The sequence below is a fragment of the Roseibium album genome (genome assembly GCF_965233825.1).
Lineage (GTDB): Bacteria > Pseudomonadota > Alphaproteobacteria > Rhizobiales > Stappiaceae > Roseibium > Roseibium album.
In genome coordinates this window covers 3902744-3925780 of record NZ_OZ247583.1, presented here as the reverse complement: position 1 = coordinate 3925780, position 23037 = coordinate 3902744, and the positions used below count along the sequence as shown (strand labels likewise).

Annotated in this window: 22 protein-coding genes; 12 read left to right on the top strand and 10 right to left on the bottom strand. The window is 55.7% G+C overall.

What is annotated here, in order from left to right; all coding sequences use genetic code 11:
* Positions 1-2: 2 nt before the first annotated feature.
* The 3 genes from ACO6TI_RS17885 to ACO6TI_RS17875 all read right to left on the bottom strand — a co-directional run bounded on the left by ACO6TI_RS17885 (position 3) and on the right by ACO6TI_RS17875 (position 2814).
* A complete protein-coding gene (locus tag ACO6TI_RS17885) occupies positions 3-380 on the bottom strand; it encodes a rhodanese-like domain-containing protein (RefSeq protein WP_082442851.1) in 378 nt (125 codons plus the stop codon).
* Positions 381-412: 32 nt separating this feature from the next.
* Positions 413-865 (bottom strand): DNA polymerase III subunit chi, encoded by a 453-nt coding sequence (locus ACO6TI_RS17880; protein ID WP_422383006.1) that lies wholly within the window; start codon positions 863-865, stop codon positions 413-415.
* Between the two features lie 449 nt (positions 866-1314).
* Complete coding sequence (locus ACO6TI_RS17875; RefSeq protein WP_422383005.1) at positions 1315-2814, bottom strand: leucyl aminopeptidase; 1500 nt, start codon at positions 2812-2814, stop codon at positions 1315-1317.
* Between the two features lie 238 nt (positions 2815-3052).
* Here ACO6TI_RS17875 and lptF point away from each other — a divergent pair, with 238 nt between their 5' ends.
* The 7 genes from lptF (at position 3053) to ACO6TI_RS17840 (ending at position 11899) form a co-directional block, all read left to right on the top strand.
* Positions 3053-4237, top strand: coding sequence for an LPS export ABC transporter permease LptF (gene lptF, locus ACO6TI_RS17870; RefSeq protein WP_108872687.1), 1185 nt, complete (start codon positions 3053-3055; stop codon positions 4235-4237).
* A complete protein-coding gene (lptG, locus tag ACO6TI_RS17865; RefSeq protein ID WP_422383004.1) occupies positions 4234-5328 on the top strand; it encodes an LPS export ABC transporter permease LptG in 1095 nt (364 codons plus the stop codon). The genes lptF and lptG overlap by 4 nt, the downstream gene beginning before the upstream one ends.
* Before the next feature lie 5 nt (positions 5329-5333).
* Complete coding sequence (locus ACO6TI_RS17860) at positions 5334-7706, top strand: LPS-assembly protein LptD (RefSeq protein WP_055118581.1); 2373 nt, start codon at positions 5334-5336, stop codon at positions 7704-7706.
* A 196-nt stretch (positions 7707-7902) separates the two neighbouring features.
* A complete protein-coding gene (locus ACO6TI_RS17855) occupies positions 7903-8823 on the top strand; it encodes a SurA N-terminal domain-containing protein (protein WP_104705127.1) in 921 nt (306 codons plus the stop codon).
* Between the two features lie 5 nt (positions 8824-8828).
* Positions 8829-9848 (top strand): 4-hydroxythreonine-4-phosphate dehydrogenase PdxA, encoded by a 1020-nt coding sequence (gene pdxA / locus ACO6TI_RS17850; RefSeq protein ID WP_104705126.1) that lies wholly within the window; start codon positions 8829-8831, stop codon positions 9846-9848.
* An 11-nt stretch (positions 9849-9859) separates the two neighbouring features.
* The gene (gene rsmA, locus ACO6TI_RS17845) at positions 9860-10711 is read left to right on the top strand and encodes a 16S rRNA (adenine(1518)-N(6)/adenine(1519)-N(6))-dimethyltransferase RsmA (protein WP_196879459.1); all 852 of its coding nucleotides are present in this window, start codon (positions 9860-9862) and stop codon (positions 10709-10711) included.
* A gap of 276 nt (positions 10712-10987) precedes the next feature.
* Positions 10988-11899 (top strand): LysR family transcriptional regulator, encoded by a 912-nt coding sequence (locus tag ACO6TI_RS17840; protein WP_422383003.1) that lies wholly within the window; start codon positions 10988-10990, stop codon positions 11897-11899.
* Positions 11900-11919: 20 nt separating this feature from the next.
* Here ACO6TI_RS17840 and gmk read toward each other — a convergent pair whose 3' ends face one another.
* The 7 genes from gmk to fabD form a co-directional block, all read right to left on the bottom strand.
* Positions 11920-12615 (bottom strand): guanylate kinase, encoded by a 696-nt coding sequence (gene gmk, locus ACO6TI_RS17835; protein WP_055118594.1) that lies wholly within the window; start codon positions 12613-12615, stop codon positions 11920-11922.
* A 5-nt stretch (positions 12616-12620) separates the two neighbouring features.
* Entirely contained in the window at positions 12621-13514 is an 894-nt protein-coding gene (locus tag ACO6TI_RS17830; RefSeq protein WP_422383002.1) for a YicC/YloC family endoribonuclease, read from the bottom strand.
* 68 nt (positions 13515-13582) lie between these two features.
* Positions 13583-14713 (bottom strand): endolytic transglycosylase MltG, encoded by a 1131-nt coding sequence (gene mltG, locus ACO6TI_RS17825; RefSeq protein ID WP_055118598.1) that lies wholly within the window; start codon positions 14711-14713, stop codon positions 13583-13585.
* A gap of 123 nt (positions 14714-14836) precedes the next feature.
* Positions 14837-16102, bottom strand: coding sequence for a beta-ketoacyl-ACP synthase II (gene fabF, locus ACO6TI_RS17820; protein ID WP_082442821.1), 1266 nt, complete (start codon positions 16100-16102; stop codon positions 14837-14839).
* An 83-nt stretch (positions 16103-16185) separates the two neighbouring features.
* Positions 16186-16419: an acyl carrier protein gene (locus ACO6TI_RS17815; protein ID WP_008194310.1), complete on the bottom strand. Its 234-nt coding sequence runs from the start codon at positions 16417-16419 to the stop codon at positions 16186-16188.
* Between the two features lie 245 nt (positions 16420-16664).
* Positions 16665-17402 carry a 3-oxoacyl-[acyl-carrier-protein] reductase gene (gene fabG / locus ACO6TI_RS17810; RefSeq protein WP_422383001.1) on the bottom strand — a complete coding sequence of 246 codons (738 nt, stop codon included), beginning with the start codon at positions 17400-17402 and terminating at the stop codon, positions 16665-16667.
* A 61-nt stretch (positions 17403-17463) separates the two neighbouring features.
* The gene (gene fabD, locus ACO6TI_RS17805) at positions 17464-18408 is read right to left on the bottom strand and encodes an ACP S-malonyltransferase (RefSeq protein WP_422383000.1); all 945 of its coding nucleotides are present in this window, start codon (positions 18406-18408) and stop codon (positions 17464-17466) included.
* A 446-nt stretch (positions 18409-18854) separates the two neighbouring features.
* On the opposite strand from fabD, the gene ACO6TI_RS17800 reads away from it, so the two are divergent.
* From ACO6TI_RS17800 to ACO6TI_RS17780, 5 genes are all read left to right on the top strand, one after another.
* Positions 18855-19406: a VPLPA-CTERM sorting domain-containing protein gene (locus ACO6TI_RS17800; protein ID WP_422382999.1), complete on the top strand. Its 552-nt coding sequence runs from the start codon at positions 18855-18857 to the stop codon at positions 19404-19406.
* A 349-nt stretch (positions 19407-19755) separates the two neighbouring features.
* Positions 19756-20193 (top strand): 30S ribosomal protein S6, encoded by a 438-nt coding sequence (gene rpsF / locus ACO6TI_RS17795; RefSeq protein WP_055118609.1) that lies wholly within the window; start codon positions 19756-19758, stop codon positions 20191-20193.
* Between the two features lie 6 nt (positions 20194-20199).
* Positions 20200-20448, top strand: coding sequence for a 30S ribosomal protein S18 (gene rpsR, locus ACO6TI_RS17790; RefSeq protein ID WP_029066450.1), 249 nt, complete (start codon positions 20200-20202; stop codon positions 20446-20448).
* A gap of 109 nt (positions 20449-20557) precedes the next feature.
* Positions 20558-21154, top strand: a complete 597-nt coding sequence (gene rplI / locus ACO6TI_RS17785; RefSeq protein ID WP_055118611.1) for a 50S ribosomal protein L9 — start codon at positions 20558-20560, stop codon at positions 21152-21154.
* Positions 21155-21522: 368 nt separating this feature from the next.
* Positions 21523-23007 (top strand): replicative DNA helicase, encoded by a 1485-nt coding sequence (locus ACO6TI_RS17780; protein ID WP_055119039.1) that lies wholly within the window; start codon positions 21523-21525, stop codon positions 23005-23007.
* The last annotated feature ends 30 nt before the right edge of the window (positions 23008-23037 follow it).

Genomic DNA, 23037 nt, shown 5'->3' with positions numbered 1-23037 from the left:
ACTTAGGGCGACTGTTCCACCGGCCCGCCCTGCTTTGCCCAATCGTTGAATCCGTCTTTCAGGTGAGCGGCCTCAAACCCCATGTCGTTGAGGGTCGACACGCTCAAGGCCGAGCGCCAGCCGGAAGCGCAATGGAAGACGAACTTCTTGTCTTCGGCAAATACATCCTTGAAATAGGGACTTTCCGGATCAACCCAGAATTCGAGCATACCCCTCGGGCAATGGATGCTCCCCGGAATAAACCCCAGTTTCTGACGCTCGCGGACGTCGCGGATATCGACGAAGACAACGTCAGGGTCCTCAAACAGCCTGATGCCCTCTTCCGTCCCGATCTCCTCGATCCGTTCCTTTGCCCGTGTCACCATTTCGGCTGACGACATCTTCAGTTTCTTCACACCCGTCTCCCCTGGCTTCAAGCCTTTTTCTCCCAGCCGCCAACTTGCGTCTGTTGCCAATAGGCGATCTCAAACCCTTCGGATTTCGCCTCTTTCCAACGCCTGCGCGCTTCCTCGAGCGCTGTCTGGTCGTTGCCGTCAAATATGTAGATCGCCCGTTTGTAATCCTTCAGAGATGGCGGATCGGCCCTGTCCACCAGAAAGCGCACCTCGGCAGCGTTTGGATTGTCCTGTTCCGACGTCAGATAAATAGGTTGTTGTTCCGCAAAACCGTCCGTTTTGGTTCCGTGGGGAAGAAAACTGTCGTCGGCAAAGGTCCAAAGATGCGCATCGAGTGCATTGCAGCGCTCCTCGCTTCCGGTCTGAATAACCACCTTCCAGTCACGTTCAAGGCATTTGAGCAGAAGTTGCGGCAAGGCCGCTTCGAGCGGCTTGTGCAGCAGATGGTAGAACATCACTTCCACGCTCATTTTCCACTCCGGCGCATGTTGCACGCGTATCGGTTTGATCGCGGCAAGTGTCGATATGGACCTCCCGAGTGATGCGCTCGTGCAACAGCGTCTCACACAAATCCGTTTCATCGCAATTGCGACATAGACAGGTCACAAGACTCGTATCATTAACCCTTCGCAAATGTCGATTGACTAGGGTTTGTTCCCGGGGACGATCCAAGGATCATTTCTGGGTGGCCGGTGTGCGGTGGTCCCGAACCGGCCAATAAGGGGATTAGTGAATGATTGCACGTGTTGTTGTGTTTTGTGCATTGGTAGCCGTTGTTGCAGGCGCCACGCTTGGAATGGGAATGCTGGTCGAACCGGCAACCGCTTGTCAGACATACAAAACCTGTTGAGCAAGCCGGATAGTCTTGAAAAACCCGCCTTTCCGGCGGGTTTTTCTTTTGCTTTCATGACGAGGCTGCTCAGTTTTCGTAGTGATCTGCGACCAGTTGGTTGAGCAGCCGCACCCCGTATCCCGACGCCCAGCTTTGGCAGATATCGTCCTTCGGGGCACCAAACGCGGTGCCGGCGATGTCCAGATGTGCCCAGGGAACGTCATTGGCGAAGCGCTGAAGAAATTGCGCTGCCGTAATCGAGCCGGCCCAGCGGCCGCCGGTATTCTTCACATCGGCATTTGGTGTGTCGATGATCTTGTCGTAGTCCTTTGACAAGGGAAGCCGCCACAGCGGTTCACCACTTGCCTTTGCAGATGCAAGCAGCTTGTCGGCCAAGTCGTCATTGTTGGAAAACAGACCTGCATTGAGATTGCCGAGCGCGACTAGGACCGCCCCTGTCAGCGTTGCAAGGTCGATCATGATTGCAGGCTTGAACTTCTCCTGGGTGTACCAGAGTGCATCCGCCAGAACGAGACGCCCCTCGGCATCCGTATTCAGAATTTCAATCGTGGTTCCGGACATTGCGGCGACGATGTCGCCGGGACGCTGGGCGTTTCCATCCGGCATGTTCTCCACCAGCCCTATTACACCGATGACATTTGCTTTCGCCTTGCGAGCGGCAACTGCATGCATTGCCCCGATGACCGCGGCGGCACCGCCCATGTCACCCTTCATCTCTTCCATGCCCCCAGCCGGCTTGATTGAAATGCCACCGGTATCAAAGACTACACCCTTGCCGACGAACGCAACCGGAGCATCGGCTTTCTTGCCACCGTTCCAGCGCATGACGGCCAGCCGCGGCGGACGAACGGAGCCTTGAGCAACGCCAAGCAGTGCCGCCATCTTCAGCTTTTTCATTTCCTTTTCGCCGAGGATTTCAACTTCAACGCCGAGCTTTTCCAGATCGGAGGCTTTCCTGGCAAACTCTACAGGACCGAGAACATTTGCCGGTTCATTGACCAGATCCCGCGCCAGAACGACACCATCGGCAACGGCCTGCGACACACCCCAGTACTTTCTCGCCGACTTCGGATCTGTGACTTTCAACGTGAGCTTGAGATCCTTGCTGCCCGTCTCGTCCTTCTTTCTGGTTTTGTAGGCATCAAATGCATACGCCCGCAGTTTTGCGCCCATAGCGAATTCGGCCACCGCACCGGCAGGGATATCCACTCCCTGCGGCGCCTCAAGGAGAACCTCGACGGTCTCTGCCTTCACTTTCTGCAACTCCGCGAATACGGCGCCACCGAAAGACCGCCAGTCTGCGTCGGTCAGGTCTTCGGCCTTGCCGATGCCGAATGCGATCAGGCGATCGAGACCAAGGCCTGCGGGGGCGACAAGGTCCAGGCTTGTTTTTTTCTTTCCCGAAAAACCCGCGATACCAGCGACCCGCTCAAGGCCGCCCTCCAGGCCGGCAACCACCTCTCCTGAGATTGCCCCGAGGCCGAGCCCATCGGCAACCAGTACAACGGCTACTCCCTTCTTCGGAGCGTCAGCCTTGGAAAAGGAAATTTTTGCAAGCTTGGTCATTCGTCGGTCCTTGTTGAAATTGCTGATTGATCCTTGACTGCCGGCGCACCAGATCGCCCACTCTCAAAGAAGCCTGATTTGTCCGCAAATCATGGGGTTTGCACACCTTTTCGGCAAGAGCCAGCAAAATTAATGTATATTAACCATTCTTATTTATGCGGCGTTCACCACATTCCGTGTTATTCGGTGGCTGAGCGGAATTTTCACCGAAAAAACAAGGGACCTGGTCCGGCCAGACATGAAAACGCTTGAACGCTACATAATGCGCCGGACACTGTACGCATTCACGCTCACGATTGCGGCAATGACCGGTGTTGTATGGGCGACACAAGCTTTGCGGCAGCTGGATCTGGTGACTTCCAAAGGGCAAACGATTGTCCAGTTCATCGGCATCACGATGCTCGCCTTGCCGTTTCTTATCATGATTGTCGCGCCTTTCGCGCTGATGCTTGCGCTCATCCTCGTTCTAAACGCTCTTTCCGGTGATAGTGAACTGATTGTCATCGATGCAAGCGGTGGCTCGAGATTTCTCGTTCTCAAACCCGTATTGCTGTTTTCATTTGCCGTCATGCTGTTGATCGGCAGTCTGTCGCTTTACATCGCCCCGGGCGGGCTGGCACAGCTGCGCACTGAAATCACCCGGGTCAGGGCCGATCTTGTTGCCAACATCGTGAAACCCGGCAAATTCATCTCGGTCGAGGGCGGTCTGACGTTTCATATCAGAAACCGGACCGGCAACGGCACGCTCGACGGCCTTTTGCTCCACGACACACGCGACGTAGAAACCGCCTTCACCTACCAGGCGGATACAGGACAGATTGTCGAAGCGGCTGATCGCACTTTGCTCGTGATGAACAACGGAACGATCCAGAGACGTCCGAAGCAGGAAGGCGACATATCCATTGTCCGTTTTCAGTCCTATGCGTTTGATCTGTCCAATCTGATACCTGAAGCCGGAGAACCGGTCTTCAAGGCAAGCGAACGCACCACGGCCAATCTGTTCGCTCCGGGCAAAAACGACGCGTATGCCCTGAAAAATTCCGACAAACTGACGCAGGAACTACACGAGCGTTTCAGTCAACCTCTCTATGCGATCGCATTTGGACTGATTGTTTTCGCTTTTCTGGGCAAGGCAAGAACCACCAGACAGGGGCGCGGTGCCGCCATCGTGGGTGCGATTGCCTGCTGTGTGATCCTGCGTACGTCCGGGTTTGGCGTGACGGCGATTTCCGGCGGGCCGACGGCACTGCTGGGTCTGCTTTATGCCGTGCCGATTGCAGGATCCGTTCTGGCGCTCATATCGATATTCAAGGAACAGCGTTCGCAGCCCAGATGGCTGAGCAATCTGCAGCACACTGTACAGGATCGCATCGAGGCAATCGGCAATCGGCTGAACAACCGGCAAACCGGGGGAGCCTCATGATCCTCGGAAGAACCCTGTCGATTTATTTCTCTAACCGGTTCCTCAAGGCCATACTGGGACTGTTTCTTTTTGCGGCTGTCCTCATTTTCCTGTTTGACGTTCTGGAACTGGTTCGCAGGGGTGGCGACCGCGAGGGATTTTCCGTTTTGCGGGTCGCACTCATCTCCGCGCTGCGCGTGCCCTTGCTTCTCGAGCAGGTCATTCCTTTCACCGTCCTTTTCGGTGCTATCGCGGCTTTTGTTACACTTAGCCGTGCTCTTGAACTCGTGGTTGCCAGAGCCTCCGGAATTTCGGTTTGGCAATTTTCCCTGCCGGCGATCCTGGTTGGCATCTGCCTCGGGATATTATCCGTAACAGTCTACAATCCGGCGGCAGTCTGGTTCCAGAAGAAGTCCGACGAGGTCGCGACCGGCCTTTTCGGTTCGGACCAGACATTTTTGCTGCAGAACAGCAATGAGGTGTGGGTCAGGCAGGATGGTCTCGACGGTGAGTCGGTGCTTCTTGCCCGGCAGTTGCTTGACGGTGGAACACGACTTCTCGGCGTTACGGTTTTTACCTTCGACAAGGATGGCACGTTCCGAGAGCGTATCGAGGCAGACGAAGCTCGGCTCGGAGATGAAATCTGGTATCTCAATGACGCTATCGTCTATACGACCGAGCAAGATCCACAGCCTTATGGACAATATCAGGTCAGCACATTTTTAACGGCAACCGAAGTACGCGAGAGCATCGGTTCGCCGGAGTCCATCTCGTTCTGGAACCTGCCGCGCTTTATTGAACTGGCAAGAAACGCAGGGTTACCCGCATATAGGTATAATTTGCAGTACCAGACTTTGTTGGCACGGCCGCTTCTTTTGGTCGCCATGATTTTGATTGCAGCCGCAGTTTCCCTTAAAGTTTCACGGTTTGGTGGATTGGGAAGTATGATTCTGGGTGGAATCCTGTCCGGGTTCGTGCTTTACGTTCTCACCGAGTTGGCCAAGGATTTCGGGGGCGCGGGTATCGTCCCCCCCTTGGTAGCAGCATGGGCGCCTGGAATATTTGGAGTACTTATGGGTTTGACTATTCTCTTGCATCAGGAGGACGGATAAGGCCGATGTCTTTACCGGTTTTCCTGAAGACAGAGATGTGGGCCAAAAGGGGCAGCCTGCTGGCGGCGGCAAGTACGCTCGCCATAGCCGTCTCCCTGTTGCAGGACGTCATCCCCGGCGCGAATGCGCAAGATCTGACAAGCGGGCTGGCCGGCGAAGTAGACCCGAACAAGGAATTGCTGCTCGAATCCAGTGAAGTTACATACGATTTCGACAATGACGTCATTCTGGCGACCGGCAGCGTGCAGGTCTATTATGACGGCAATACGGTTCAGGCCCATCAGATTGTCTTCGACCGAAAGAGCGGACAGCTGACGGCAAAGGGCAATGTTATATTCATCGAGTCGAACGGAAATGTCGTTCGCACCTCCGAATTGACGCTTTCTGAAGATTTTGCCGAAGGATTTGCAAGAGCCCTGCAGATCGACACGACGAAACGCACACGTTTTCTGGCGGAAAAGGCGCGACGTGAGGGAGACAACGTCACCTCGATCGAAAACGGCGTCTATACCGTTTACACCAAGCCGACCAATCCGCCCGACAAGCCGCCTCTCTGGCGCGTTCGAGCCGAAAAGATCATTCACAAGCAGCAGGAAAAAATTATCCGGTTCGAGAATGCTGCATTCGAAGTCTATGGAAAGCCCATTGCGTATCTGCCGTATCTTTCCATGCCGGACCCGACCATCAAGCGCAAGTCAGGTTTCCTGATCCCGAGCGGTATTGTGAACGACAAGCTCGGCTACGGAGTTACGGTTCCTTATTATTGGGCGCTTAGTCCGCACTACGACCTGACGACGACACTCACGCCGCTGACCAAACAGGGCCTGTTCGGCGACGTTCAATACAGGCACAGGTTTGAAGCTGGACAGGTCAGTTTTTCTGCCGCGGGTCTTTTCCAGGCGCAACCGGGTCAGTTCACCACGTCGCGGGCCGATGAACGCTGGCGCGGCGCGGTCAATTCCACGGCCTCATTTTCGTTGAGCAAGGACTGGACGCTCGGCTGGAATGTTACCTACAAAAGTGACCGTCAGTTCTTCCAGGACTACTCGATGGCCAGCTTTTCGGGTGGTGATCCGTCCGAAGTCTTTTTCGAAGGCAGAAATGAGCGCAACCTGCTGTCGGTCAGGGCCTATGCCTTCCAGATCAGTCAGGAAGATTACGAGGACAGCGAATTCGACGCGCTCGGGTTCTCGCCAGTCGGCAGTTCGCTGCAGGACAAACAGCCACTTGTCCTTCCTGTCATCGACTACGACTACGTATTCGCCGACCCTGTCCTGGCAGGTGAACTTTCCCTCGCCGCGAATTTCACATCCCTGACACGGGATGAAACCGACGCGTTTTCGATCGACGGGGGAACAACCGCCAAGTTCCGCGGCGTTGACGGAACCTTTTCCCGTCTGTCACTGCAAGGTGATTGGCGCCGAACTTTCATAGATCCGCTCGGTCAGACATTTACACCCTTTGCCTATATGCGCGGAGACCTTTTCTTCCTGGCGTCGCCGGATGCAGATGTTACCGCGCTTGCAGGTGAGAGCTTTGTCGGACGGGCCATGCCCGCGGTTGGTCTCGAGTACCGCTATCCGATCATTGCTGCCTTCGACGGCGGCAACCAGGTGTTCGAACCGATTGCACAGGTTGTCGTGCGCCCCAACGAACAACGGATAGGCGAGCTTCCGAATGATGATGCACAAAGCATTGTCTTCGACACGACCACGCTGTTCGATTACGACAAGTTTTCCGGCTTCGATCGGGCCGAGGGCGGCACACGCCTGAATCTCGGCCTGAACTACAAACTTCAACTCAACAGCGGCTACTACCTGAGTGGCCTTTTTGGCCGCTCTTACCAGCTTGCGGGTGAAAACTCCTACGCAAATCCCGACATTCTCGGGGCAACAGCCGATTCCGGTCTTGCGTCCGATCTTTCGGATTATGTGGGCAGCCTCTATCTGGACACCCAATACGGCGTAAAATTGGGCGCACAGGCGCGCTTCGACAAAGACGACTTTTCCGTCAACCGCCTGCAGGCGCAGGCCAGCGCGATCTACGGACCTGTCGTGTCTTCCCTTGCCTACGCGTTTCTCGGTGAACAACCGGATGTCGGTATCGACAATCCCCGCGAGGAGATTTTGGGGTCTGCGAGCCTGCGGCTTCAGGAAAACTGGCGCGTTTTTGGCTCGATGCGCTACGATATTGAAAATGCCAACATCGTGCAGGACGGTGTCGGGATCGGTTATGATGACGAAGGTTTCTCGCTTTCAGTCTCCTACGCTGAAGACCGAAGCCGGAATGACGGCGACTCCGTCAACCGGACGCTCTATTTCCGCATCGGGCTGAGAACGATCGGCAACACCCAGGTTTCAAGTGGCGCCCTGAACTAAAGTGACCCCAGGCAACAGGAAATTCGCTCAGGGATCACGATATTATGTGCGTATTGTTTTCACTCAGACATTTTGCCGCCATGAATTCAGGCATCATGCCGGTAATATTTTGAATTTGTGACTGTGATATGCGAGAAAGCAGACCACAATAACATTAACTTCGGTTTGGCTTCAGGCCTGCACGGATGGTTGAGCAATGCGACTCCGTTTTGTCCCGGTAATTATGGGCCTTTTTCTGGCATTGGCCATGCCGATCGTCACCCCGGCTTACGCTGCCATCAAGGTGATCGTGAATGATACTCCGATCACCGACTACGATATCAGTCAGCGCGCCAGGTTGATCACGCTTACTCAGCGAAAATCCGCCTCCATAGCGAAGCGCCAGGCGGAACAGGAGCTGATCGATGATCAGGTGAAGCTTGCGGAAGCGGAAAGAATGGGGATCGAAGTTGGTTCCTCCGAGATCGACAACGCATTCAACAACATTGCGCGCAACGTCAAGATGTCACCGTCCCAGCTTTCCAAGGCTCTGCGAAGCGGTGGGGTCAAGCCGGAAACCCTGAAGGCGCGCCTGAAGGCTCAACTGGCCTGGAACCAGCTTCTGAGACGTCGGTTCAGCGGCAAGATTGAAGTCGATGAGTCGGATATTATCGCTGCTCTCCAGAAGAAGGATGAAGCAGACAGGCAAAAATCGGTTGAATACGACCTCAAGCGTGTAATCGTTGTTGTCCCGAAAAATTCCTCCGGCGGCTTCAAGTCGAAGCGCAAGCAGGAAAGCAACAAGATCCGTGCTGCATTCAGCAGTTGTGAAGAAGTCGGAAGCGTTCTGGGTCAATACAGCGAAGTCGTTGTTCAGCCCATCGGACGCCGCCTTGAGACCGAGTTGCCTGCAGAAATGCGGGAGGAAATCAATTCTCTCGGCCCGGGCAAACTGACCAAGCCATCGGCCACGCCTGTGGGTTATGAGATGATTGCCATTTGCGGCAAGCGGGAAATTGCCTCCGATATCGCGGTGCGCGCCGAACTGGAAAACGAGCTACGCGCCAAGGAAGGCGAGAGCCAATCCAGAAAGTATCTCATGGATGTCCGGCGCCGCGCGACGATCATCTATCGCTAAGCTGAATGAAAACTCGTCACAAGCCGATTGCCGTCAGTATGGGTGAACCGGCCGGAATCGGCCCCGAACTCGCCCTTCTTGCCTGGACCAAACGTAAATCGCTTGGACTGCCGCCGTTCTATGTGCGTGGCGACCGATCGCTGTTCATCGAACGGGCACGGACAATCGGCTTGAAACCGCAGATCAGTTCCTGTGCCGCCGAAGATGCTCCGGAAGCTTTTAACAAGGGACTTCCGATTGTTCAGACAGGCGACACCCTGTCAGACTGTCCCGGGATCGAACAGGAAGAAACGGCATCAACAGTCGTTGCGTCCATAGAACGATGCGTTGAAGATGTGCGCGATGGACTCGCGACCGGCGTCGTCACCAACCCGATCAACAAAGCCGCACTTTACAGGACCGGCTTTTCCTTTCCAGGTCATACGGAATTTTTAGGCGAGCTCGCCTCAAGGCACTGGCCTGGCGAGCGTGCACGGCCCGTCATGATGATAGCAGGTCCCGACCTGATGGTCGTTCCGGTCACCATTCACATTCCGATCAAGGACGTGCCCTTGGCACTGACGGAAGATCTCATCGTCGAAACCGCTGAGATCATCGCGAGTGACCTCAGGAATCGCTTTGGGTATTCCCAACCAAGGCTTGCGGTCTGTGGCCTCAATCCGCATGCCGGTGAAGGCGGGACCATGGGCACGGAAGATCTCGACATCATTGCGCCGGCAATCGCCAGACTAAAGGAAATCGGCATCGAGGCTTCGGGTCCCCATCCCGCCGATACCCTGTTTCATCCGCCAGCTCGCCAGAATTATGACTGCGCGCTCGGCATGTATCACGATCAGGTTCTCGTTCCGGCCAAGACGATCGGGTTTGATGACAGCGTCAATGTCACTCTGGGGTTACCGTTCGTGAGAACGTCACCGGACCACGGTACGGCCTATTCGCTCGCCGGATCCGGAACGGCCCGGGTTGATAGTTTTGCAGCGGCCCTGCGCATGGCACACGTGCTTGCAAATCCGGATATGTTCTGACGGTAAAAACCATGGCACAGATCGATGACCTGCCTCCTCTGCGCGATGTAATTGCTGCGCATGGCCTCAATGCGAAAAAATCACTCGGCCAGAACTTTCTTCTGGATCTGAACCTCACATCCCGTATTGCACGCTCTGCGGGAGATCTGACGGACTGCACGGTTCTGGAAGTTGGCCCGGGACCAGGTGGTCTTACTCGCGCGTTGCTTGCAGCCGGTGCCAAAAAAGTGGTGGCGATTGAAAAGGACAGCCGTTGCCTGCCTGCTCTTTCTGAAATCTCGAGCCACTATCCCGGCCGACTGGACGTGGTCGAAGGAGATGCGCTCAAACTGGACCCAGTCACACTGACAGGCGGTGACAAGGTCAGGATTGCGGCGAACCTCCCCTACAATGTCGGAACGCAGCTGTTGCTGAACTGGATCACGACGCCGGACTGGCCTCCGTTCTGGTCTTCGTTGACGCTGATGTTCCAGAAGGAAGTCGGCGAACGGATCATTGCAGAGCCGGGATCGAAAGCCTATGGCCGGCTGGGCGTTCTGGCGGGATGGCGCTGCAAAGGCGGGATCCTGTTCGATATCAGTCCCAAGGCATTCACGCCGCCTCCGAAGGTCACATCGGCGGTTGTTCACCTGACACCCAATGACAGTCCCCTGCCCTGTAACCTGAAATCGCTGGAACAAGTAACAGCGGCTGCATTCGGCCAACGCCGAAAGATGCTGCGTGCCAGTCTCAAGTCTCTCTCTCGCGACGCGGAAGAGCTGATCGTCCAGGCGGGACTGAAGCCAACGGCACGAGCCGAAGAGATTGATATTGCAGGATTTGTGTCGCTTGCAAACATGATCAGCAAAACGGAAAACAGCTAGGTTTCGGATCGCTCGCACTTCTGCCATTGCAGCGAAGACGGCTGGCCTCTTCCGTTTTTTCGGATCGTTCATCCAACGCCAGGTCCCGCACAAGCCAGGACGGCCAGCATGATGGGTCGCGCGACAGATAAAGAGCGGCCGGAATGACGGTTTTTCGCCGCCGTTTGAATTTCTTGAGCCAAAAAAACAGCACTACATCCTCCTGTTTCATCGTCGGGAGAATGTCTGCTCAACTTCTATTTGTATCTGAATGTTATTGCATGATATTATTCATTAATGAAAAATATGGACTGGAATTCCATTCGCATCTTTCTCGCTGTCGCGGAGCAAGGCAGCCTTAGCGCAGCCGCACAGGTGCTGTTGGTCTCGCAACCAACAATCGGACGACAGATTTCGCGTCTAGAAGATCAATTGGGCTTGCGGCTGTTTGACAGGCGCCAGACGGGCTATGAACTAACCGAAGAAGGAAAACGGCTGGTAACCGAAGCCCAGGCAATGGCACGCGGGGCAGCCGATTTCAAACGGGCAGTCGATTTTGAAAAATCGGCTGCGCCGCTTCAGGTCTTCAGAATTACGCTTGGCGAATGGGGTCTTCATTTCCTGTCCGGGAAAATGGAGGCAATTGTTGCGGGTATCGACGGGGTAAGGCTGGAATTGTATGCAGATGATGCCTTTTGGGATCTCGGCATGAATTCCGCGGACATTGCGATCGGAAATCAGGTTCCCAAACGCTCGCATCTGATAACCCAGAAACTTGGAGAAAGAAGTTTCTACGCATACGCGTCCGAAAGTTATCTGCGGTCGCATCCCGATGCAGTAAACGCCGATAGCTGGGACAAGCAGGTCTGGGCCGGTTACTGCGGAAGCAGGGCCCGCCTGAAGTCCGCACAGGTTCTGAGTGAAATTCTGGCTGGCAACGAATGCGGCTTCGCCGTGAACAGTTCGGTCGCCCTTCTGAAAATTCTCATGTCAGGCCGTGCCATGGGCGTGCTACCGGACTGGATCGGAGAACATGAGAATCTGATCCGCCTTTCAGATCGTCCTCTTGCGCGAAACACTTCCTGGATGAGTTTTCACGAGAGACTGAAACTTCGTCCCAAACTGTCTGAAGTCAAACGCAGGATCGTGGGGATCTATAAGTCCCGGTACGAGTTGACGGACCGCATCGTGGTGACAGGCGGCCCCTGAGTTCAATCGGACCGCGCCGGCTAGTCTTTATCCCTCAGTTCCATTTCCAGATCGTCAACCATGCCCTGTATCAGCGGTCCGATTTTCGGCGAACGGAACTGTTTCAGGCGCTCAGCGCGCAAGATGGCGCGGACATTCTCGTACGCGCGTTCCAGATCGTCGTTTACGACAACGTAGTCGTATTCCGACCAGTGGCGCATTTCGCCGACGGCAGTCTTCATGCGCTTGGCGATGATTTCGTCCGCATCTTCGGCCCGTCGGAACAGGCGCGATTTCATTTCGGCGATGGACGGCGGTAGAATGAAGACTGAAACCACGTCCGAGCGCATCTTGTCGTAGAGCTGGTATGTGCCCTGAATGTCGATATCGAAGAGAATGTCGCGGCCGCTCTCGATCGCTTCCTCCACCGGACCTCTCGGCGTTGCATAATAATTGCCATGAACTTCCGCCCATTCCAGAAGCTCGTCATGCTCCCGCATCTGCTCGAAGCGTTTCGGGTCCAGAAACTTATAGTGGACACCGTCGACTTCGCTGGAACGGCGCGGTCGTGTCGTGACAGAAATGGAGAGTTCCAGATTGTCTTCCTTGTCCAGAAGCAGACGGGCAATCGTGGATTTCCCGGCACCTGAAGGAGATGACAGCACGAGCATCAGGCCCCGGCGTTGCTGCTCTGCCTCTTCCGCACTGACAATCGTTGCAGCGGGTGCTTCGGTCATGGGAACTACTCCAGGTTCTGTATCTGCTCGCGCATTTGATCGATAACCGCTTTCAAGTCCAGTCCGATCGCTGTCAGATCCACATCATTGGACTTTGAACACAAGGTGTTGGCTTCACGATTGAATTCCTGGGCAAGAAAATCAAGACGTCGTCCGATGGCACCGCCGGTGCCCATCAGGTCCCGGGCAGCAGCAACGTGAGCATGCAGACGGTCCAGCTCTTCACGAATGTCGGCCTTGGTTGCCAGGAACACGGCCTCCTGATGAAGACGCTGCGGGTCGAATTGGCCCTCCGAGGCGTCCATCAGGTCTGACACCTGTTTTCTGAGCCGTGCCTTGATCGCCTCGGGAAGTCTTGCGGGAAGGTCTTCTGCCGCCTGTGTCAACCCGGCGATCCTGTCTATCTGTCCGGTAACGACCTGATTGATCGCCTGACCTTCGCTATGGCGCATGTCGACAAGATCAATCAACGCGCCGTCTAGCGTCGTCAGCAGTGTCTTGTGCAGCGCTGCCTGTGTTTCCTCGTCGTCTTCCGGTTCCTTCAGCTCAAAGACACCCTTTTGCGAGAGGATTCCGTCGAGCGAGGGTGGCGCTAGGTCCGGCACCTTCTCCTTGAGAAGGTCGATGGTCGACAGAACCGCCTCAAGAGCGGCCTCATTGACCTGAAGCTGCTGTTCCGACTGATCCCGCTGCATGGCAAGCCCGATCGTTACATTGCCCCGTCTCAGGATCTTGCTGCACCGTTCTCTGATCTGGGGTTCCAGTGTTTCCAGACCGGCGGGTATGCGGATACGCAGGTCAAGCGACTTGCCGTTGACCGATCTCAGTTCCCAGGTCCAGCGCACCGCCCCCATTTCCCCGAGGGATCTAGCAAATCCTGTCATGCTGGCAAGCGCCATGTGCCCCTCCGGAAGTCTTTGATGGCTTACTGCGCTGCAGACCTTGGTGTCAGGCGCAAAAAAATCACTCAGTTGGACGTCTCAGGCTCAACGTCCTGTTGCTGTTCAGCCTGCCGGCGCTGCCGCTCGACCTGACGCCATTTGCGGACATTTTCCTGGTGCTGTTCATAGGTTTCGGCAAAGGCATGACCGCCCGTACCATCCGCGACAAAAAACAGATCCTGCGTGCGTGAAGGATTGGCAACCGCTTCCATCGCGGCGCGGCCCGGATTGCCGATCGGTCCCGGTGGCAACCCATCGATCTGGTAGGTGTTGTATTCGTTTTTAGCGTCAATCTCGGACTGCTTGATGGCCGACCGATCTTTCAACCAGGCTTCGCCGCCATAAAGGCCGTAGAGAATCGTCGGATCGGATTGCAGCCGCATGTTCTTGTTCAAACGGTTGACGAACACACCTGCGACGCGAGAACGCTCATCGGCCAGTGCAGTTTCCTTTTCCACGATGGACGCCAGAATCACCAGTTCCTCGGGTGAGTTGACCGGCAATTCATCCGTACGTCTTTCCCAGACCTCGGCGAGCAGACGTTGCTGTGCCTGTTTCATCTGATTGAGAACTTCCTGGCGGCTTGTTCCCCTTGCGAATGTGTAGGTTTCAGGCAAAAGGTCTCCTTCAGCAGGGACCTCGGTGATTTCACCTTCCAGAATCGGATGTGCCCGAACACGTTCGATGATTTGCGCGGTTGTCCATCCTTCAGGAACGGTAACCGAATGGGTGACGGCATTGCCTTCCACGAGATCCGTCATGATCTCGTGCATGGAGACACCTGGCGCAAAGGCATATTCGCCGGCTTTCAACGCCGTCGCATTCTTGTAAAACCGAATACCGAGATTGAAGACCCATTCGTCGAACATGCTGTCATTGATGACACCCTTGCCGGCAAGACGGTCGGTAATGCCTGACAAACCGGAACCGGAGGAAATCACCACCATTGCCTCCTCGGACAAGGGTCCTGGTTCCTCGAATTTCTGCTTGCCGAAATAAAGCGCGCCACCGACGGCCGCCAGACCGAAAACCGCGAGGGTAATGATCAGATTGCTCAGGATCACAAGGGGATTGCGCACGTGCCGGGAGCGTTGCGGCGGTTCCGGAGCCGGCTCGGGTTGCAGGGCTTCACGCGGGCTTTTCGGCTTTATGCGCATATCGGGTCACATCTCCAAGATTGATCCCAAAACCGTGACACAGGCTCAAGCAGACCAGTTGTCACAATCAAATTCTCAGGCCGGGCAAGAGAATCAGGCCCGGCCTGAGAGAACTTGAAAGGGTTATGCGGCAACTTTACGGAAGACGAGCGATGCATTCGTGCCGCCGAAACCAAATGAGTTCGACAACGCGACGTCAATATTCATCGCCTTAGCCGTGTGCGGCACCAGATCGATCTCGGTCTGGACCGAAGGATTGTCCAGATTGATCGTCGGCGGCGCCATACCGTCCCTGATCGCAAGAACAGAGAAAATCGCTTCCACGGCACCCGCTGCCCCCAACAGGTGGCCAATCGAGGACTTTGTCGACGACATGGTCAGGTTCTTGGCATGCTCTCCTGCCAGCCTGCTGACCGCACCAAGCTCGATTTCATCTCCAAGAGGAGTGGATGTTCCGTGTGCGTTGACGTAGTCGATATCGCCAGGCGTTATTTCTGCGCGTTTCAATGCGGCTTCCATGCACCTGTAGGCGCCATCGCCATCAGATGACGGTGCCGTGATGTGATGGGCATCGCCGGAGAGACCATAGCCGATGACTTCGGCATAGATCCGGGCCCCGCGCTGAACAGCGTGCTCGTACTCTTCCAGCACAACCACACCAGCTCCCTCGCCCATGACAAAACCGTCCCGAGCCACATCATAGGGGCGTGAGCCCCTTTCAGGGGTGTCGTTGAACCCGGTCGACAAGGCCCGACATGCGGCAAATCCGGCGATTGCCAAACGGCAGAGAGGTGATTCCGCCCCGCCGGCAACCATGACATCCGCATCACCGAAGGCAATCAGGCGAGAAGCATCACCGATCGCATGCGCCCCTGTGGAGCACGCGGTCACAACGGCGTGGTTCGGTCCCTTCAATCCGTGGCGAATGGAAACATAACCGCCCGCCAGGTTGATAAGACGCCCGGGAATGAAGAACGGGCTGATCCGCCGCGGACCCTTCTCCGCCAGGAGATGAGCCCCTTGTTCAATTCCCTGCAATCCGCCAATGCCGGAGCCGATCAGAACACCGGAGCGTGCCTGCTGTTCGTACGTTTCCGCCTTGAAACCGGAATCGGCCATTGCCTGATCGGCCGCGGCCATGGCGTAGACGATAAAGTCATCAACCTTGCGCTGTTCCTTGACGTCCATCCAGTCATTGGGATCGAACGCGCCGTCCTCGCCCGGATCACGCGGAATCTGGCAGGCAATCTGGCAGGCCAGATCGTCAACCTTGAAATTCGTGACCTTGTTGGCCCCGCTCTTTCCTTCGAGGATCTTTTTCCAAGTGGCATCGACGTTACCGCCAAGCGGCGACACCATGCCCAACCCAGTTACGACAACTCGCCTCATTAACCCGCACTTACGTTGGAAGGGCCTGGCGGAGCTTTCCCCGCCGGCCCGGTCGTCATTCAGAACTCAAGCAGGGTTGCCCCTTACTTGTTGGCTTCCAGAAACTTGACAGCGTCGCCGACGGTCAGGATCGTTTCCGCAGCGGTGTCGGGAATCTCAACGCCGAACTCTTCTTCAAATGCCATGACCAGCTCAACGGTGTCGAGGCTGTCTGCGCCCAGGTCATCGATGAAGCTTGCGCCTTCCACAACCTTCTCCGCGTCTACACCCAGGTGCTCAACAACGATTTTCTTTACCCGATCCGCGATATCGCTCATCTTTCACTTCCTTGTTTTTCGTCTATTCGTCGCTCGCGATATTGTACCGGACCGGTTTTCAAAAAACGTCGGCGCCAACTCACGGCTTGAAGATGTCTCAGCATCATCGGACCAGTTCACCAGACTCGACAACGCAATTCGTAACAATCGGCGGGTAGGTAACACACTTTGTTGACCATTACCAGCCAGTCCCGGCCGCTTCAAAGCGGTCCGGATTCTTTTTGCCAGTTTGGCAAAACTCTCTTTTAAATCATGGCCATGCCACCGTTCACATGCAGCGTCTGGCCAGTGATGTATGCCGCCTCGTCGCTGGCAAGATAAAGCGCGGCAGAGGCAATCTCCGCCGACGTGCCCAGACGGCCTGCCGGAACGCTCGTCAGAATTGATTCTTTTTGCTTGTCGTTCAGCGCATCGGTCATCGCTGTTTCGATAAATCCGGGCGCAACCGTATTGACGGTGATGTTTCTGCTGGCCACCTCGCGTGCCAGAGACTTGTACATTCCGATCATTCCCGCCTTTGCGGCAGCATAGTTGACCTGCCCCGGATTGCCGGTCACACCGACAACCGATGTGATGCCGATGATACGGCCGGCACGACGTTTCATCATGCCCCTGATTGCAGCACGGCAAAGGCGGAAACCGGAGCTCAGATTGACCTCCAGAACCTGGTCCCACTCTTCGTCCTTCATGCGCATGAAGATATTGTCACGGGTAATTCCGGCATTGTTGACGAGAATGTCTACAGAACCCATTTTCTCTTCAGCCAACGGCAACAAGGCGTCGACCGCATCACGATCGGACAAGTTTGCAGGTGTCACGAACGCGCGTTCGCCAAGGTCCGCCGCAAGGGCATCCAGCTTTTCGGCACGTGTGCCTGACAGGGAAACCGATGCTCCCTGGGCATGCAACACCCGGGCGATTGCCTCGCCTATACCACCGGTCGCGCCGGTGACGAGCGCGTTTTTGCCTTCCAAGCTGAACATCTAAGGTCCTTCCCTCATCGTATTGCGTACCAGAATGTGACCGTTGCCGGCAGAACCGTTCCTATCCGCCGATCTTTGCCATCAGCGCGTCAATGTCTTCCGTCGTGTTCACGGACAAACCCGTGGATTCCTTGTGAATGCGTCTGACCATGCCCGACAGGACCTTGCCGGTCCCGACTTCTACAAAAGTATCGACACCTTGGCCAGCAAGCCACAGAATACTCTCGCGCCAGCGAACCGTACCGGTCACCTGCTCGACCAGTCTGGAGCGGATCTCGGTAGGGTCCGTGATCGGTTCAGCAAGAACATTGGCGACCAGCGGAACCACCGGAACGTTGATTTCAGCATTCGCGAGTGCATCGGACATGGCGTCTGCAGCCGGCGCCATCAAGGAACAATGGAACGGGGCACTGACCGGCAACATGATTGCCCGACGAGCGCCTTTGGCCTTTGCTATCTCGACAGCGCGCTCTACGGCTGCAAGATGACCTGAGACAACGACCTGTCCCGGCGCATTGTCGTTCGCCGCCTGACAGACTTCACCCTGGGAGGCCTCCTGAGCTACTTCCACCGCAACATCGAAATCCAGTCCCAGCAAAGCCGCCATTGCACCAACGCCCACCGGAACGGCATTCTGCATCGCGTCTCCGCGTACCCGCAACAATCGGGCGGTGGTGGCAATATCGAGACTTCCGGCTGCCGCAAGCGCGGAATATTCGCCAAGGGAATGACCTGCGACAAAGGCAACGCTCGACTTCAAGTCGAGGCCCCTGGCTTCAAGCACCCTCATTGTTGCAAGACTGACAGCCATCAACGCCGGCTGAGCGTTCGCGGTCAAAGTCAGAGTATCGTCAGGTCCGTTCCACATGACATCGGACAGCTTTTGTCCCAACGCGTCATCCACTTCATCAAAGACGGCCTTTGCTTCGGGGAAGGTTTCAGCGAGAACCTTGCCCATTCCAACGCTCTGGCTGCCCTGGCCGGGAAAAGTGAATGCTATGGTCATTTGGAAACGCCTCCGTTGAAACGTGCGCGGGCCTGCCTCTTTCATAAGGTGTGGACCATCGGCTTTGGAAGAAAGCGAATTGCCTGCCCTGCTCTGGGCTGACGTCATACTTGGCGCGAGGCTATGGTACGCTCTTGCCCGACCTGTCAAGGCCCAGACAAAAATCAAGCGCAGAATCTTGCTTTTTTAAAGGGAATTTCGGTTTTTTCGATGAACCGTTCTCTTTCTACCGGCACATTGTGCATGGAACAAAAGAAGGGTTTCAACCGGCAATCGCGGGAACAACTGTCGTATTTGGATGAAACGTTTGGGTTAGAGACCGGTCCGAAATCACCCTGTTGGACGATGCGAGCCCTGCAATCAACCTGCCGGTGTCACATTGCCACTTCACACTCTCGCCAAAGTAGCGTAATTGACAATTTTTACACTATCAGTGCGGGGGCATGATGAAAAATTCCATCTCTGGGGTGCTTGCGGCAGCCACAGTCGCGATATCGGTTCTGACTTCAAGCCACGTGGCACAAGCAGTCACTTTCGACTTCAATTTCTCCTTTTCAAACCCTGAATCGTTCGGTGGAGGCCACATTACCGGAATCGTCCGGGGACTGACGGAAGGAACTTCCAATGCAACAAGCGTTGAAATTCTAGGCAACACCGAAAACTTCGGCCTCGGTGGCTACATCGGACCGCCGGAGACGAACACGTTCATAAACCTCTGGAAGGTTGAAAGTGGTGCTGTCACACACGTCGATTTTGTTTCTTACATCGACAACACTCCAAGAGCAGGTAGCGATTGCTGCGTTTTGTACCTTTGGTTCTTCCCTCCGACGGGCGCTGCCGAAGGAGCGTTGAGATTGCGCAACAATTATACACCTTATCCCGAAGGTGACCTGGGACTCCGGTTCACGCCTGTTCCCCTTCCGGCAAGTGGCGGACTGCTGTTCGCGGCGATAATGGGCGTTGCAGGGGTTCGTCGCTGGAAGAAGTCCTCTGCCTGAACGAATTCACCAAACTCTTGCTTTGGGTCCAACCAAACGTGATCTCTTGCCTGGAACAAAAACTGCCAACCCGCGTCTTTGCAATTGGACGCAGGGTGACTTCACCAGCAGCGTTCCAAAGGTAGGAGACAATGCTCGATTTGGACTTGCAATTCCCACAAAACAGAGTATAGAGCGCGCTTCATCCGGGTTTGGCCGGGGGCTGAACGGAAGGGCGTTTGCCAGGATTTTTTTGAGAGATCCGACTTCCCGTGTTCCCACTCCCGTAAGATTTCTCGTGCGCCTTTCCGGGTCTACGAGGAGGCTTTGCGCCAATCCCGCGTTGTCAACACGAAGAAAGGCTATTTTCATGCCTCTTTATGAGCACGTTTTCCTGGCGCGCCAGGATGTTTCGGCACAACAGGTCGAACAGCTCGTCGAACAGTACAAGGGCCTCATCGAAGGTGCTGGTGGTACTGTCGGCAAGATTGAAAACTGGGGTCTGCGGTCCCTTGCCTACCGCATCAAGAAAAATCGTAAAGCTCACTATACGCTTATGAACATCAACGCGCCGCATGCCGCTGTCGCCGAGATGGAGCGTCAGATGGGCCTCAGCGAAGATGTCCTGCGCTGCATGACCTTCCGCGTCGGTGAACTGGATGAAGAACCATCCGCCATGATGCAGAAGCGTGATCGCGACGACCGCCGTGGCGGTGGCCGGGGTGATCGCGGCGACCGTGGTGATCGTGGCGACCGTGGTGAGCGTTCTGGTGGTGGCCGTCCGCCACGCCGTGGTGATGAGGAGTAAGAGACAATGGTTGATATTGCACAGCTTCCGAGCCGCCGTCCGTTCTTCCGTCGCCGGAAGACCTGCCCGTTCTCCGGTTCCAATGCACCGAAGATCGACTACAAAGACATCCGTCTGTTGCAGCGTTACATCTCTGAGCGCGGCAAGATCGTTCCGAGCCGCATCACCGCGGTCTCCGCGAAGAAGCAGCGTGAACTGGCTCGTGCGATCAAACGTGCACGCCTGCTCGGCCTGCTGCCGTTCGTGATCAGCTAACGCTTCCTTTTGGAAGCCGACTTCTCCCGGGCCCTCCCGGGAGACCCGTATTGGGACCGCGGACATTCGGTCTCTAACCGCCGCACAGGCGGGACAGTAGGAGAAAAAAATGCAAATCATTCTTCTTGAGCGTATCGCAAGGCTCGGCCAGATGGGCGACACCGTTCGCGTCCGTGACGGCTATGCCCGTAACTACCTGCTGCCGCAAGGCAAGGCGCTCCGCGCCAACAAGGCAAACCTGGAGCGCTTCGAGCTTGAACGCGCGCAACTCGAAACCCGGAATCTGGAACGCAAGAGCGAAGCAGAAGCCGTTGCTTCCAAGCTCGACGGCGAAGCACTGGTGATGATTCGCTCGGCGGGCGAGACCGGCCAGCTCTACGGATCCGTTTCCACGAGAGACGTCGCAGATGGTCTGACAGAGAGTGGCTTCACGGTTGCCCGCAACCAGGTCGAACTGCGCACACCGATCAAGACAATCGGTCTGCACACCGTTCTGATCCGTTTGCATCCGGAAGTCGAAGTCACAATCTCCGTCAACGTCGCCCGCTCCGAAGACGAAGCAGCGCGCCAGGCAGCTGGTGAAGACCTGACGACGCCGGAACAGGACGTCTTCGAGTTTGAAGAAGACGAGGAAGACGCAGAAGCCGAAGGCACCGAGGAAGGTTCCGAGGCCGAAGAAGAAGCTCCTGCAGAAGACGAAGTCTGATCGGCTTTCACGTTCTTCTCCAGTCAAGCACAAAACGGCACTGCTCGCAGTGCCGTTTTTATTTTGCCAGCAATTCATTTCGCCAAAATTCGACGTTGCCTAAACCAGCAAATTCAAACTCCCATACAACGCGTTGAATCCACAGCCCAATTCCTTAACTACTCATTAACCTCACTAAAAAAGCGATAGTTTTCAATGACTAAGATCTATCGCCTTGAGTCTCCAAACAGCTTTTGTGTCAAGCAGGATCTGAGTCTTTCCCCGCTGATCTGTGCAAGTCGGTGGGAAACAATGACAGTCGTTTTTGAGCCTTGAGACCGCCCGCGTCAAAAGGTATGCCCAATGAACTTGGGTCATTGGGGGTCGGTATGAAGGGCACGTTGCAGAAGGTCGAAACAGAAGAAGACATTCAGCGTCTCGCTCCGCACAATGCGGAAGCGGAACGTCAGCTTCTGGGTGCGATTCTCGTCAACAACGAAACCTTTTATCGGGTCTCCGACTTTTTGGAGCCACTTCATTTTTTCGTGCCATCGCATCACGACATCTACGAGAAGATCAGCCACCTGATTCGGGCCGGCAAGACGGCTTCTCCAATCACGCTGAAAACCTTCTATCCCGCAGACGCAAAGATAGCGGACCTGTCCGCGACGCAGTTTCTGCTGCGTCTTGCCGGTGATGCGGCCTCGATCATCAACGCGGAAGACTACGGACGAACCATCTATGACCTCGCCATTCGCAGGAACCTCATCCGGATTGGCGAAGACATGGTCAATATCGCTTTTGATGCCCCGATAGATGTGCCGCCGGGTCAGCAAATCGACGATGCTGAACGCAGGCTGTTTGAACTTGCCGAAACCGGCCGCAGCGAGGGTGGTTTCGTAGCTTTTGGCGATGCGCTTACCGAAACAATCGAAATGGCGCATGCCGCCTACAATCGTGAAGGTGCCCTTTCGGGAACGTCCACCGGCCTGAGGGAGCTGGACAAACTCATGGGCGGGTTGCAGCAATCCGATCTGATCGTTCTTGCCGGTCGTCCGGCAATGGGAAAAACCTCGCTCGCCACAAACATCGCCTACAACATCGCACAGGCGTTCAAATCGGAAGAACAACAGGATGGTTCGGTCAAGACCGTCAATGGCGGCGTGGTCGGCTTCTTCTCACTCGAAATGTCCGCAGAGCAGCTCGCGACACGTATAATTTCCGAACAGGCGGAGATCTCGTCTTCCAAGATCCGTCGTGGAGACATTACGGAAGCAGAATTTGAAAAACTTGCCGCGTGTGCCCAGACAATGCAGTCAGTGCCACTGCATGTTGACCAAACGGGCGGTATCTCCATCGCTTCCCTGGTGGCCAAGGCACGCAGGCTGAAACGCCAGCGCGGCCTCGACCTGCTTGTGGTCGACTATATCCAGTTGTTGTCGGGGTCCGCCAAGAACACAGGCAACCGGGTGCAGGAGATCACCGAAATCACTACCGGCCTGAAAGCACTGGCCAAGGAACTCAACGTTCCGATCATTGCGCTTTCTCAGCTGTCCCGCCAGGTCGAATCTCGTGACGACAAACGCCCGATGATGTCTGATCTTCGCGAATCGGGATCCATCGAGCAGGATGCCGACGTGATCCTGTTCGTTTACAGGGAAGAATATTACCTTTCCAAGACCGAGCCCGAGATCGGGTCACCTGAATATGCAGCTTGGGAATCCAAGCACGAGGCTGCAAGAGGCAAGGCAGAAGTGATCATCGCCAAGCAGCGACACGGTCCTACGGGGACGGCGAATCTCCACTTCCAGGGCGAGTTCACCCGGTTCTCCGATCTGGCTGAGGATGACCATCTGCCGGAGCGCTACGAATAGTCAGTCATTCACACCTGGACCGAACGCACT